The sequence below is a fragment of the Sphingobium sp. YR768 genome (genome assembly GCF_900111125.1).
In the GTDB taxonomy this organism is placed as follows: Bacteria; Pseudomonadota; Alphaproteobacteria; order Sphingomonadales; family Sphingomonadaceae; genus Sphingobium.
The window spans coordinates 38,706-52,204 of record NZ_FOGE01000016.1; the positions used below are offsets into that span (position 1 = coordinate 38,706).

Below are 13,499 nucleotides of genomic sequence, written 5' to 3' on the forward strand. Positions count from 1 at the left end.
CGCTTATCCTGCCGGATCGACGGGATATTGCAGCGCCTCTTGCACCATGGAGGCAACCAGTTCTCCGGCCCGATTATAGATCAGGCCGCGCGCCAGATTGACGCCATTTTCCGCATTGGGACCGTCTGTCTCAAACAGCAGCCAGTCGTCACAGCGCACGTCCCGGTGAAACCAGAGGCAATGATCGAGGCTCGCGACGAACAGATGCGGCCCCGGCAGCGCCACCGTATGCCGCGACAGGGGCGCGCCGGCGAACATGAAATCGGACAGGAAGGCCAATATCTGTCGCTGCACCATCGGATCGTCGCACCGCTCCGCACCGGGCGCGCGCAACCAGTAATGCCGCTTGCCCGTACCGTTGCGCTCCAGGAAACCGGACTTGCCGGGCAGGCGCACCTCGATGGGATAATGACCGCCGAACAAGGCGCCATAAGACCGCCCGTCCTCTGCACGCAGCGTGCGGAATGTCGTTTCATCCAGCGCCTTTTCGGGATCGAAGGCGATGGGGCTGGCACGATAATGGCTGAACCCGGCAACCGGCGAACGATAGCTCGCCTCCATCGTCAGGATAAGCTGCCCCTTCTGCAACGCCTCCACCCGGCGCGTGGAAAAGCGGCCCCCGTCGCGCATACGCTCGACCCGATAGTCGATCGGTTCGCTATCGATGCCCGCCCGCAGGAAATAGGCATGGAGCGAATGGATGGTGCGATCCGGCGCGGTCCGGTCTGCCGCCGCCAATGCCTGCGCCACGATCTGCCCGCCGAACAGCGCGCGATAGACATTGCGCTGATTGTCGCGATTGCGAAACAGGTCCGGCGCAACCTCATCCAGCGCCAACAAGGCCGGTATGTCCCTGACCCACTGCGCATCATAGAGGCTATCATCATATTTGCGCGACATGCCCTCTTCCCTCCTGTGTCGCCTTGGCTATAGGCAATCATCTAATGATATGCTAGCAAACTAATAACGAAAAAGACCGAGAGGGCCATGACTCCATATTATAGCGCCGAAGACACGGCTTTCCGCGCCGAAGTCCGGGCTTTCATCCAGGCGAATCTGCCCCCCGATCTGGCCCGGCGCGGCCGCTATGATTATCATCCCCGGCGGGAAGATCAGGCACGCTGGTCGAAGATTCTGGCGGAAAAAGGCTGGTCCGTCCCGCATTTCCCTGTGGCCTATGGCGGCACCGGCTGGACCGGCGTGCAGCGCTTCATCTTCGAGGAGGAAATGCGCCGCGCTTATGCGCCGACCATGGATCGCATCGGCCCGGAACTGGTCGCGCCCGTGCTCTACACCTTCGCATCCGAAGAACAGCGGCAGGCCTATCTGCCCGGCATCCGCACCGGCGACACTTTCTGGGCACAGGGTTTTTCGGAACCGGGTTCGGGGTCGGACCTTGCATCGCTGCGGACGCGCGCGGTGCGCGATGGCGACGACTATATCGTCACCGGGCAGAAGACCTGGACGACGGAAGGCCATCATGCCGACATGATCTTCATGCTGGTCCGCACCGATATGGAGGCCAAGCCGCAGGCCGGGATTTCCGCGCTGATCATCGATCTCAAAAGCCCCGGCATCACCCGTCGGCCGATCTGGACCATAGACGAAGGGCTGACCGTCAACGAATTCTTCTTTGACGAGGTGCGCGTGCCCGCCGCCAATCTGGTCGGACAGGAAGGCGCGGGCTGGTCCTATGCCAAATTCCTGCTGACCAATGAGCGGACCAACAGCGCGGAAGTGCCGCACACCAAGCGTGACATCGCCCAATTGCGCGATATCTCCCGAATCGAGCAGAAGAACGGCAAGCCGCTGATGGAAGACCCGTCCTTTCGCGCCCGGCTGGCGCGGATCGAGATCGACACGATGGCGCTGGAAACCGCTGTGCTGCGCGCGCTGACATCGGGATCGCATGACGGCGGTTCCATCGCTTCGCTGGTCAAGATACGTGGGTCAGAACTGCGGCAGCGTGTCGCCGATCTTGCGGCCGAGGCGCTGGGCGATCGCGGTCTTGCCATCTGCCTCAACCCGGAGGGCGAGCATCGCCTGTTCGAGGACGGCATGCCCCCCCCGGTGCCCGATCATGGCATCGGCATCGCCGCCAAGGCGATGTTCCGCCGCGCCACCACCATCTACGGCGGCGCCAATGAGATTCAGCGCACGTTGATCGCCAAGACCGTGCTGGAGCTATAAGGACAATGGACTTCATCTACACGTCCGAACAGGACGCTCTTCGCGACAGCGTGCGCCGCTTCATCGAGCGCGAATATGGCTGGGAGGAGCGGTTTCGCATCCTCCGGTCGGACAGCGGTGTCGCCTCCCATCATTGGGCCATGTTCGCCGAACTGGGCTGGCTGGGCGCCGGCCTGTCTGAGGAAGCGGGTGGCTTTGGTGGCGGCGCGATCGAAAATGCGCTGATCGCGGAGGAACTGGGACGCGCTCTGGTGACGGAACCCTTCGTTCCCCATGTCATCGCGACGCAGTTGCTCGCCGCGATTGGCGGTGAGACCGCGGCCGACCTGATCGCACCCCTGATAATGGGCGAAACCATCATCGTTCCGGCCTTGCAGGAAGCGGCCGGGCGCGGCGACTGGCATCATGTCGATATGCGGGCGGACGGTGATCGGCTGACCGGCGTCAAGACCTTGGTGGAAGGGGCGGCGCGCGCTGACAGCTTCCTCATGTCAGCCCGGCATGGCGATGAAATCGGCCTGTATCTGGTCGATGCAAATGCGGCCGGGATCAAACGTACCGATTATCGCACGCTCGACAACCGTCGCGTCGCCGATATCGCACTGGAAGGTAGCGAAGCGCGGCTACTGATATCAGGCGCTCAGGCCCTGGCGGCGATCGATCAGGCCATGGAGCATGGCCTGATCGCGCTGTGCGGCGAGGCTTTGGGTGTCATGGACGCCGCACTCTGGACCACGCGCGACTATCTGCGCGTGCGCAAGCAGTTCGGCACCGCCATCGGCAATTTCCAGGCGCTGCAACACCGCATGGCTGACATGCTGATCGAGGTCGAGATGACCCGTTCGCTCCTTTACGCCGCGCTGGGCGCCATGACAGCAGGCGATGGGCAGGCCCGAGCATCAGCGATAGCAGCCCTAAAGGTGCAGGCGTCAACCGGCGGGCTTCAGGTCGGCGCGCAGGCGATCCAGTTGCATGGCGGGATCGGTGTGACCGAGGAACTGAACATCAGTCACCATTATCGCCGGCTCTATGCCATCGCCCGCCAGTTTGGCGATGTCGACCTGTACCTCGCCCGCTTCGCGCGGGCCCGCGACGAGGGTCAATGATAGGTCCGTCCGCCATCGACAGCCATGGCGATGCCGGTGATGAAGGCGGATTCGGCGCTGGTGAGGAAGAGAATGGCCGCCGCCACTTCCTCCGCCTCACCGACCCGCTTCAACGCATAGGGTGATCCGGGTTCGCGCGCGGCAGCCCGCATGGCGTCGGGCAGCAAAGGCGTGTCGACCACGCCGGGACAGACGCAATTGACCCGGATCGTCGGCGCCAGTTCCAGTGCCAGCGCCTTGGACAGCGTCACCAATCCCCCCTTGGACGCGCAATAGGCCGCCATGCCGGGCGCGGACGGGGTAAGCCCCTGTCCCGATGCGATGTTGACGATCGTCCCCTGTCCCGCCGCTTCCAGATGCGGCAACACGGCGCGCATCAGCAGCATCGGCCCGGTCAGGTTGACGCCGATCGTCCGGTTCCAGTCCGCCAGCGTCAGGTCGGCCAGGCGACCCATGCCGCCAATGCCTGCCACATTGACCAGCCCGTCGATACCGCCCATCGCCAGCGCCGCATTGCGCACCGCGCGATCGATCGCCGTTTCGTCGGGCAGATTGACCTGCGCGTGATGCGCCCGCAATTCCCCCGCAATCTCGGCCAGTGCCGCCTTGTCGCGGTCGAGCAGCGATAATGTCGCGCCTTCCCGCGCCAATAACCGGGCGGTCGCCAGTCCGATGCCGGAAGCCGCCCCCGTCACGATGATGCGGCGGCCCGCGACCCGTCCTTCAGCCATTCTTATCGTCCTCATCCTGCATGATAATCGCGCTTTTGCATCGGCAGCCGACAAAAGGCTTCCACCCTATGCATCGCATCGTTATAGTATGCTAGAATAAGATATATATGCAATCTATCATGCCGGCGAGGCCAAAGGCGTCGGCAGAGAGAAACACGGGAGAGGGGATAATGATGAAGATATTTGGCGGGACGAGTCCATCCCTGGCAGTCATGGCTTTCACCCTGATGACAGGCAGCGCCTTCGCCCAGAGCGAAATCCCGCAAGCCAGCGAACAGGCGCAGGAGGAAGGCGCGATCGTCGTTACGGCCCGCCGGCGCGAAGAAACGCTGATGGACGTGCCCATCGCCATCGCCACGGTCGACGCCAAATCGCTGGAGACGAAGGCGGTCAACGATCTGCGCGCGCTCGACGGCTTCGTGCCCAATGTGAATATTCAGGCTGCGACCACGTCGGCCTCCTCGGCGCAGATATTCCTGCGCGGCGTGGGCATTGACGATGTCGGCTTCGGCACCGATCCCAATGTCGGCGTCTATCTGGACGATGTGTTCATCGGCCGACTGGTGGGGTCGCTGGCCGGTGCGCTGGATCTGGAACGGATCGAAGTGTTGCGCGGGCCGCAGGGCACGCTCTATGGCCGCAACTCCACCGGCGGCGCGGTCAAGTTCGTCACGCGCAAGCCCGACCTGCACGAAAATTCGGCCAAGCTGTCCGCCACGCTGGGCACGGACGATCGTCGCGATTTCAAGGCCAATGCCAATATCGTGCTGGCCCCCGACAAGGCCGCCCTCATTCTGGCGGTGCAGACCCGCGATCAGGACGGCTATATCAAGCTGGTCGATGCCGCCGGCAAGGATACCGGCGACCGCGCCAATGGCGTGAACGCACAGGATTATCGCGCGGTGCTGCGCCTTGCCCCGGTCGATGACCTGACGATCGATATTGCCGCCGACTATACCCGCAATCGATCGGGCATTCAGGCGGTGACGCCGACCAATTGCGCGGCGCTGGGCACGCGGCCGGGCCTCGTCACCAATGCGGCGGGCGACTATGTGCCGGGCAATGTCTCCGCCGGTCAGTTTGAGCGCTGCCCGCTTTATTATGACGATCCCTATACCGCCTTTCGCGGCCCCTTCGCGGAAAATGACCCGCGCTTCGACGGCGGCGGCATAGCCAGCACGGTGAACTGGAAGACGGACCTCGGCACCGTCAAATGGGTGTCGAGCTATCGCGGTTTCCGAGACGTATTCGCCTCCTCGCTCTGGGGCAAGCCCCCGCCGGTCACACAGGTCAATCTGCGCGCGCACCTCAAGCAACGGCAGATCCAGCAGGAGGTGCAGCTATCCTCCGCGAGCGGCGGCCTGATCGACTATACGGTCGGCCTCTTCTATTTCCGCGAGAAAGTGCATTCGCTCTACCAGTCGCAGATCGGCACCCTGTCCACCGTGCCGCGCCTGAATGACGATACGCAGATTTCCAACAGCTATGCCGCGTTCGGCGAATTCTATATCCGTCCAGTCGACGCGCTGGAAATCACGCTGGGCGGGCGCTACTCGCTGGATCGCCGCTCGGTCGATCGCGCGCTCTATACCGCGATCACCAATGCCGATCCCAGCTTCACCTACGCCACGAAAATCAAGTCGAACAAGTTCACGCCCAAGATCGGCGTCAGCTATGATACGGGCGGCGTTCTGCTGTTCGCTTCCTATACCGAGGGTTATCGCACGCCCGGCTTCATCACCTCCAACCCCGGCAATCTGGCGGGCATGATGCTCCAGTCGAAGATGGAGAGCGAAAAGTCGATCGAGGGCGGGTTCAAGGCGAAATTGCTGAACAACCGGCTCAATGTCTCGGCGACCGCCTTCTCCGCCAAATATAATAATCTTCAAGCGACGCTGACGATCAACGGCATCACGCAGGTCGTGACATCGGACGCCAAGATTGAGGGGCTGGAACTGGAAACCAGCTATCGCCCGACGCGGGGCCTGTCTCTCTTCGCCAATGCCGGCCTGATGCAGACGAAATATACGTCGCCACCGGCCGGTCAGCCCTATGCCCGCGACCTCAAACATGCGCCGGGGCATAATGTCGTGGTCGGCGGCCTGTATGAGAGCGCGGTCGGCTCGATGGCCGGCACCTTCTTCCTGGGCGGCGATCTGGCGCTGACCGGCAAGGCCTTCCGCAACGTCGCCAACACGATCGATCAGCAGTCCGACGCTTATGAACTGCTGACCGCCCGCGCCGGATATCGGGCGCAGGACAATCGCTGGTCGATCACCGTCGGCGGCACCAACCTGCTCGACAAAACCTACTATATGCTCGGCATTGAAAATCAGGCCCGGTCCTATCAGCCGGGCCGCCGCTTCTATGCCACATTGGAGACGCGCTTCTGATGGTCGGACCACATACAGGATTATTGGCATGAACAGCGAGAAGACCGACCGGATCAAGGCCGCCTTCGCGCGCGACCAGCAGGAGGACAGACCGGCCGTGGCGCCGGGGGACATTCCCTGGCGCTACGAAGCGATCACGCCCGAATGGATGACCCATATAGTCTGCGCCGATCACCCGGATGCGCGGGTAGTAGCGGTGCGGCTGGACGTGCCCGATTCCGGCACCTCCAACCGGCGACGCATCTATCTGGACTATAATGAGGCCGGCCAAGCGGCGGGTCTGCCCGCATCGGTCTTCTGCAAGGCCACGGTCGACCTGCGCAACCGGCTGTTGCTGTCGACATCGGCGCTGCTCAGCGAAACGAGTTTCTACAACCAGATCAGGCCGCAACTCGCGATCGAGGCGCCGCAGGCCTATCTCGCCACCTATGACCCGGAATCCTTTGCATCCATCGTGATGCTGAAGGATCTCGGCGGTTCGGTCGGCTTCTGCAACCATCATACCCAGATGACGCTGGAGCGCGTGCAGGACCAGATGCGCGTTCTGGCCACGCTGCACGGCCATTTCTACCGATCGTCGCAACTCGACCGGGAACTGGCGCATATGTTCCGTTATGACGATCGTTTCCTCGCGCTGGACCGCGATCATGACTTCAAGGGCATGTGCGAGGCTGGCTTGCGTGAAGCGGTTGACGTCGCGCCCGCCCGCCTGATGGCGCGGCAGGATGAGGTCTGGTCCGCCACCATGCGGGCATCGGCCCGGCATGGCGAACTACCGTTGACCATCACCCATGGCGACGTCCATCTGAAAAACTGGTACATCACTGGCGATGGCCGCATGGGCCTGTCCGACTGGCAGGTAACGTCGAAAGGGCATTGGTCGCGCGATGTCGCCTACACCATTTCCACCGCCCTGACTGTCGAACAGCGCCGCCTGTGGGAGAAAGACCTGCTGGCTTATTATCTGGAGGCCTTCGCCGCCGCTGGTGGCGAGGCCGTCCCGTTCGACGATGCCTGGCACAATTATCGCCAGCAATTGCTGACGACGCTGGCCTGGTGGACGATGACGCTGACGCCGCTGGGCGATGTACCCGACATGCAGCCGCGCGATATCACGCTGGAATTCATCCACCGCATCGCAACCGCCATGGACGATCTCGACGCGCTCGATAGCCTCGACTGAAAAGGGGCCGGTTCAGACCGGCCCCTTTCCCTTCACCCCCGCTTGTCGAACGCCATCCACAACTGGTCCGGGCCGTGGGCGATATAGCTGGTCATCCAGCGATAGCTGTCCTCGCCTCGGGTCGCGCGCATGCTGGTCAGCCGCCGTGTCAGGTGCTGGATGGCCAGCCGCAATTCACCCCGCGCCAACTGGTTGCCGATGCACAGATGCGGTCCGGCACCGAACGCCAGATGGCTGGACGCATTTTTCCGGTCGAGGTCGATTTCGTCCGGCACGGCATATTGGCGCGGATCGCGGTTCGCCGCGCCATAGCGCACCTCCACCAGCGCCCCGGCCGGAATAGCCATCCCGGCAATCTCGATATCCTCGGCAACGCGGCGGAACAGCGTCTGGACCGGTGACAATAGCCGCAGCGTTTCCTCCACGAACGGCTTGGCGCGCGTCGGATCAGCAAAGATCGCCTCCGCCAGTGCGGGCTGCTCGATCATCAGTTTCATGCCCGACGCCAGCGTCGTGGTCGTCGTTTCATTGCCCGCCACCAGCAACTGGTGGATGATGCTCAGCAATTCGCGCATGTCGAGCAGACGGCCGTCCGTCTCCGTATTGGCCAGATGGCTGATCAGCGTCTCGTTGGGTGTTTCCCGCACCCGCTCGATCTCCGCCGCCAGATAGCGCTGCATGTCGGTCAGCAGTTCGGCAATCTCCACCTCGCGCTGCGACGTCAGCACCGGGCTGACCGATTCCACCGACACGTCCGACCAGAGCTTGAAACGGTCCATGTCGGACCGGGGCACGCCCAGTTGCTCGGCAATCACATACATCGGCAGGCGCACGGCAAAGGCCTGAAGGAAGTCGATCTCGTCCTGATCGATGAAGCCGTCGATCAGTTCCTCGATAATCTCTTCGATCCGCGGCTCCAGCGCCACAACGCGCGCGGGCGTGAACACCTTGTCCACCAGCGTCCGATAGGTACGGTGATCGGGCGGATCGTTCGACACGAGCGTATCGATCGGCAACCAACCCTTCTCCTCATAGACCGCATTGGCCGCCGCATCGTTGCGCGTGGCGTTGAGGCCGGTGCGATTGCGCAGCACCTTGACGTTCAGCAATGCCTTGCGAATATCCTCATAGCGGGTCAGCACATAATGGCCCGTCAGCGGATCGACATAGACCGGCTGCTCGTCGCGCAGCCCCGCATAGCTGGAAAAGGGGCAACGCTGGACGGCAGGGTCAGCGAAACTGAGCGGCGCGGGCGCCTCTATCGTCTGGGTCATGCATCATCTCCATCTGTTCTCGGATCATTGTGCGATGCGGGCCGCCATCTGCGCTGCCATGGTCGCCTTCAGCCGTATGCGGAACTGCGCATCGTCGGCAGGATCGGCCAGCCGGTCGAGCAGCGGGTGCGACACGATGCTGACGACGATCGCGCCGTTGAGCGCCACGAAAAGATAATCGACATCGATATCCGCGCGATGCTCCGCCGCGACATCGGCAATCAGCGGGCGCAAGATATGATGGATGGGATCGGCCAGCCGCGCCGCGCCATAAGCGGAACGATCGCTCGGCAGAACAACCTCGCGCAGGATGAAGGCCGCGAGTTCCGGCGCATCGCACAACAGGTCGATAATCTGCCCGACCGCTTCGTCCAGCCTGGCGCTCGCGCTGCCCGGACCAAGTGCAACGGCAGCCAGCCGATCGGTCAGCCGCAGCGACAGCCGATCGACCACCGCTTCCCACAGCGCCAGTTTCGACCCGAAATGATGGGCGATCATCGCCGGATCGACACCGGCGCGATTGGCAATGGGGCGCACGCCGACGGCATCGAAACCCTGTTCGGCAAAAAGGGCCGTCGCCGCATCCAGCAAGCGTGCGGATACCGGCGCTGCATCACCGTCCGCATGGGCGGGACGGCCCCTGCCACGCCGCGGTTTCGGCGACACCGGAGAGGATAGAGTCGAGTCGCTGCGAGGCATGTCTTTAAATTCATCGATCGATGAATAAATGTCAATGCACTGGCCCGGATGCTGTCCCGGATAAGGCGCAGAAAGCCCGGCCGTTACCGCAGCGCGCGGACTTCCTTCTTCGTCAGGCTGGTCTTCACGCCGCTTTCCTCGACAGTCAGCGTATCGGCCGGGATGACGATCATCTTGCTGCCGAAGATCAGCTGAACGCCGGTCAGTTCCTCACCCTTCATCAGCAGGCGATCCACCTTGCCCAGAACGGTGCCGTCGGCGGAATAGATGCGGGCGTTGCGGTCGATCACCGGCGCAGCCGCATGAGCCGGCGACAGGGTGGCGACGGCGAGCGCGAGGGTCAGAATGGGGCGAACGAACATGACATACTCCTCATAAGGCGTTTCCCCTCGCCCATGCGCGATATGGTGTGCTAGCGCAATATATAATATTCTAGCATACTATTGCGCACTTCAAATTGGATAAGCATGCATATGGTATTGCAGAATATCATTCTTGTGCATAAGCTGGCCGACACAAAGGGACCACCGGCCACGAAAAGCGCCGGATAAGGACCCGATTTCAGTTTCGGAGAGGCGCCGTTCCAAAAAGGATCGCCCTTTTGCGCAACCCATGCGGAGAAACCGGCATGACCCAGGGTATCGATCTGGCGAGCTTCAACCCGTTCAATCCCGATCATCTGTCGGCGCCCGGTCCCGGTTGGGCGATGCTGCGACAGGAAGCGCCGGTCTATCGATTGCCGATCCCATCCCCCTCGCCAGTCTTCCTCGCCACGCGCAAGCGCGACATAGAGGCGATCGCGCGTAGCACCGACATATTTTCCAACACGCCCGTCCCCACCGTCTGGCGCTGGGGCGAATTCGAACCCGCCATTGCCGAGGTTTTTGCCGAAGCCGGATATAAAGTCGTCCAGACACTGCAAGCCACCGACCCGCCCGTGTCGCTCGCCTATCGCCAGATTGCCGAACAGGCGCTCAATCGACGCAAGATCATCGAATTGCAGCCGGAAATCGATCGCATCGTCGATCGGTTGATGACAGCGATCCCGGACCGCGAAACTGTCAACTTCGTTGATGCTTTTGCGGTGCCGCTGCCGCTGGAGGCGATTTGCCTGATCCTGGGCATGCCTTATGCGGACGCCGCCTTCCTCAAATTCTACTCGGACGAATTCACCCATCTGGTCGACCCCGTCCACCCATTGCCCCGCGCGATCGAGGCGACACGGACGATCGTGAAGGGCTATCGCTATTTCGTCGACATCCTCGACCGCTATCGCCGCGATCCGCAGGATAATCTGGTCAGCGCGATCGCGACCGCCAGCATCAACGGCCGGCCGCTCAGCATCGAAGAACAATTGTCGATGTGCCATGTGCTGGTGATCGCCGGCAATGAAACCACCCGCAATGCGCTGTCCTCCGCCATGTTCGTGCTGGCGACCCGGCCGGACCTGTGGGCAAGGCTGCAATCGGAACGGGCCAAAATACCCGACTTCATCGAGGAAGTGCTGCGCGTCCACGCCCCGGCCATCACCACGCCGCGCACCGTCCTTCAGGACACGGAAATAGGCGGCATCGCGCTGCCGCGCGGCGCCACCATCTTCGCCATGTGGGCGTCGGGCGGGCAGGATGAAGAGAGCTTCCCGGAACCGCAGACGATCGACCTCGACCGGAAGAACAAGCGGTCGCACATCAGTTTCGGCATGGGCGTGCATCATTGCGTCGGCAGTTTTCTCGCGCGCGCAGAACTGCAGTCGGCGATCAGCCGGTGGCTGGACGATTTCGAAGCGGTCGAACTGGCCGTGCCGCCAGACGCCGTCCGTTATGATCCGGTCTTCGCCTTCCACGCGCTGAGCGACCTGCCGATCCGCATCACCCGCAGGACGAGCCAGTCGCGCGCCGCCTGACGAGAACCAACAGGAGAGAGATATGGCCAGCTACGATTATATCATCGTCGGCGCGGGGTCGGCTGGCTGCGTGCTGGCCAATCGCCTGTCGCAAAATCCCCGCAACCGCGTGCTGCTGCTGGAGGCGGGCGGTACGAACAACAGCTTCATGGTGTCGATGCCCAAGGGGATCGGCAAGCTGGTGACGGACCCCAATCATGCCTGGACCTATCCGGTGGGATCGGCCGATGCGCCATCCGAAGTGTGGCAGCGCGGCCGGGGGCTGGGCGGATCGTCCGCCATCAACGGCATGATCTATGTGCGCGGCCAACCGCAGGATTTCGATATCTGGGAAGGGGAAGCCGGGTCCGACTGGTCATGGGCGCAGATGAAGCAGGCCTATCGCGCGATCGAGGATCATGAACTGGGCGACGATGGCGTGCGCGGTGTAGGCGGCCCGGTCCATATCACCACCAACAAATTCCGTTATCCGCTGGCCGAACGCGCGATAGAGGCAGGCGTACAGATGGGCCTGCCGCGCCATTATGAGGATCTCAATCGGGAGGATCAGGAGGGGATCGGCTATTATTGCTACAATATCCGGAAGGGTCGTCGGCAAAGCTCCGCCGTCGCCTTCCTCGATCCGGTGCGGCATCGATCCAACTTGCATGTCGTGACCGATGTCTATGCCGACCGCATCCGCTTTGACGGGCGGCGCGCGGCCGGTGTCGAATGTCGCGTCGATGGGCAGCGGACCTATTATGCCTGCCATGGCGAAATCATCCTGAGCACCGGTACGATCGGCAGTCCCAAGCTGTTGCAACTCTCAGGCATCGGCCCTGCAGAGAAACTGCGCGCGCTCGGTATCCCCGTGCTGCACGACAGCCCCGATGTTGGCCGCCGCGTCCTCGAACATCTGGGCATGATCGCCACCTATCGGCTGAAGGGTGGCGAGCGCGGTATCAATCACCGCCTGCGGGGCGTGGGGCTGGCGGCCAGCGTCGCCCAATATCTGATGCTGAAATCCGGCCCGCTGGCCAATGGCGCGATGGAGGTCGGCGCGTTCATCCGCACCAGCCCGGACCGGACACGTCCCAATGCCCAACTCTATGTCAGCGGCTGGACGCTGGATATTCCCGAGGAGAAGGAAAAGGACACAGTCGCACCGATGCAATCGGTCGAGGCCGTGCCGGGTATGAGCATCACGGCGCAATTGATCGGCCTCGACAGCGAAGGCTCGCTCGACCTCAGCAGCGCCGATCCCGATGCGCCGCTGATCATCAATCCCAACTGGCTGTCGAGCGAGACCGACCAGCGCGCCGCGATCGAGATGGTCCGTTATATCCGCGCTTATGTCGGCCAGCCCGCGCTGGCGCCTTATGTCGGGGAGGAAATGTCGCCCGGCACCGCCCATCAAAGCGACGCAGAGATATTGGCCGCCATCCGCCGGATCGCGCTGTGCGGCACCCATGCCGTGCGCAGTTGTCGCATGGGTCGCGATGACCGATCGGTGGTGGACGAACGCGCCCGGGTGCGCGGCGTCCACGGCCTGCGCATTGTCGACTGTTCGATCATGCCGGGCCTGATTTCGGGCAACACCAACGGCCCGGCCATGGCAACCGGCTGGCGCGCGGCCGACCTGGTCCTGGAGGATGAGGCGCTACGCAACGCGGCGTGACGAGGTTCGCGCCGGATCAGTCCTCCGGCGCGATCGTCACCGTCAGTCCATCCAGAGACTCCGTCCAGATGATCTGGCAGGACAGGCGCGATCCGGCCTGCCGATGATCGGAGCTATCGAGCAGGTCATTCTCGTCCGCGCTGACGTCGCCCGTCCGTTCCATATCCGCGTCGGACAGGAAAACATGGCAGGTCGCGCAGGAACAGCATCCGCCGCACAGCGCCATCAATTCGTCCACGCCATGGTCGCGGATCATCTCCATGACGGATAGGCCGGGTTCGCCTTCAATCTCCAGGCTGGTCCCGTCACGCTTCACCAGAGTCAATTTCGCCATGTCATCATTCCGATAGGAGAAGAGCCGAT

12 protein-coding genes are annotated in these 13,499 nt (G+C 62.7%); 6 read left to right on the forward strand and 6 right to left on the reverse strand.

Annotated elements, in window-relative coordinates; all coding sequences use genetic code 11:
• Positions 1-3 precede the first annotated feature (3 nt).
• The gene (locus BMX92_RS17185; protein WP_093018729.1) at positions 4-900 is read right to left on the reverse strand and encodes an acyl-CoA thioesterase; all 897 of its coding nucleotides are present in this window, start codon (positions 898-900) and stop codon (positions 4-6) included.
• 87 nt (positions 901-987) lie between these two features.
• Between BMX92_RS17185 and BMX92_RS17190 the strand changes: the two genes are divergently transcribed.
• Complete coding sequence (locus BMX92_RS17190; RefSeq protein ID WP_093018730.1) at positions 988-2,190, forward strand: acyl-CoA dehydrogenase family protein; 1,203 nt, start codon at positions 988-990, stop codon at positions 2,188-2,190.
• A 5-nt stretch (positions 2,191-2,195) separates the two neighbouring features.
• Entirely contained in the window at positions 2,196-3,296 is a 1,101-nt protein-coding gene (locus tag BMX92_RS17195; RefSeq protein ID WP_093018731.1) for an acyl-CoA dehydrogenase family protein, read from the forward strand.
• On the opposite strand, the gene BMX92_RS17200 is transcribed toward BMX92_RS17195, so the two are convergent.
• On the reverse strand, positions 3,290-4,027 hold the full coding sequence (locus BMX92_RS17200; RefSeq protein ID WP_093018732.1) for an SDR family NAD(P)-dependent oxidoreductase: 738 nt from the start codon (positions 4,025-4,027) through the stop codon (positions 3,290-3,292). The genes BMX92_RS17195 and BMX92_RS17200 overlap by 7 nt on opposite strands.
• Positions 4,028-4,197: 170 nt before the next feature.
• Between BMX92_RS17200 and BMX92_RS17205 the strand changes: the two genes are divergently transcribed.
• Together BMX92_RS17205 and BMX92_RS17210 are read left to right on the forward strand one after the other, a co-directional pair.
• On the forward strand, positions 4,198-6,420 hold the full coding sequence (locus BMX92_RS17205) for a TonB-dependent receptor (RefSeq protein WP_177185109.1): 2,223 nt from the start codon (positions 4,198-4,200) through the stop codon (positions 6,418-6,420).
• Between the two features lie 28 nt (positions 6,421-6,448).
• Positions 6,449-7,603, forward strand: coding sequence for a phosphotransferase (locus tag BMX92_RS17210; protein WP_177185110.1), 1,155 nt, complete (start codon positions 6,449-6,451; stop codon positions 7,601-7,603).
• A 32-nt stretch (positions 7,604-7,635) separates the two neighbouring features.
• Here BMX92_RS17210 and BMX92_RS17215 read toward each other — a convergent pair whose 3' ends face one another.
• The 3 genes from BMX92_RS17215 to BMX92_RS17225 all read right to left on the reverse strand — a co-directional run bounded on the left by BMX92_RS17215 (position 7,636) and on the right by BMX92_RS17225 (position 9,938).
• Entirely contained in the window at positions 7,636-8,877 is a 1,242-nt protein-coding gene (locus tag BMX92_RS17215) for a cytochrome P450 (protein ID WP_093018735.1), read from the reverse strand.
• Between the two features lie 24 nt (positions 8,878-8,901).
• Entirely contained in the window at positions 8,902-9,576 is a 675-nt protein-coding gene (locus BMX92_RS17220) for a TetR/AcrR family transcriptional regulator (protein WP_093018736.1), read from the reverse strand.
• An 83-nt stretch (positions 9,577-9,659) separates the two neighbouring features.
• Positions 9,660-9,938 carry a hypothetical protein gene (locus BMX92_RS17225; RefSeq protein ID WP_093018737.1) on the reverse strand — a complete coding sequence of 93 codons (279 nt, stop codon included), beginning with the start codon at positions 9,936-9,938 and terminating at the stop codon, positions 9,660-9,662.
• 266 nt (positions 9,939-10,204) lie between these two features.
• Here BMX92_RS17225 and BMX92_RS17230 point away from each other — a divergent pair, with 266 nt between their 5' ends.
• Positions 10,205-11,479 carry a cytochrome P450 gene (locus BMX92_RS17230; RefSeq protein ID WP_093018739.1) on the forward strand — a complete coding sequence of 425 codons (1,275 nt, stop codon included), beginning with the start codon at positions 10,205-10,207 and terminating at the stop codon, positions 11,477-11,479.
• Positions 11,480-11,501: 22 nt separating this feature from the next.
• Positions 11,502-13,136, forward strand: a complete 1,635-nt coding sequence (locus tag BMX92_RS17235; protein WP_093018741.1) for a GMC family oxidoreductase — start codon at positions 11,502-11,504, stop codon at positions 13,134-13,136.
• A gap of 16 nt (positions 13,137-13,152) precedes the next feature.
• Here the strand turns inward: BMX92_RS17235 and BMX92_RS17240 are convergent, their stop codons facing one another.
• Positions 13,153-13,470, reverse strand: a complete 318-nt coding sequence (locus BMX92_RS17240) for a 2Fe-2S iron-sulfur cluster-binding protein (RefSeq protein WP_093018743.1) — start codon at positions 13,468-13,470, stop codon at positions 13,153-13,155.
• Between the last annotated feature and the right edge of the window lie 29 nt (positions 13,471-13,499).